A 349-nucleotide genomic window follows, 5' to 3' on the forward strand; every position below is an offset into this window, starting at 1 on the left:
CCGATGTCCGGCGCGAAGCCAAAGCCATCCGCGCCCACCACCACGCCGCTGTGCAGGATGTTGCGCGCACCCACCACGCAACGATGATAGACGGAAACGTTCGCGTAAATGAGCGTATCGTCGCCGATCTCCGCGCCTGCGCCGATAAAGGCATTCGCCAGGACCCTTACCCGCTCGCCCAGCCGCGCGCCAGCCTCGATCACCACGTTGGGGCCGATAAAGCAGGACGCCGGCACCACGGCATCGGCGGCCACGCTCGCGCGCGGGTCGATGCCAGTGCGCGGATCGGCATTCGCCTCACGGTCGAAGCGCTGCGCCACGCGGGCAAAGCAGACATACGGGTTGCGGG

General features: G+C 67.6%; 1 pseudogene. It reads right to left on the reverse strand.

Annotation, left to right across the window (positions count from 1 at the left end):
• A pseudogene (locus AC1DCG_RS25260) lies at positions 1-349 on the reverse strand (hypothetical protein); the annotation flags it as partial.

Source organism: Caulobacter sp. 10L414 (assembly GCF_056395525.1).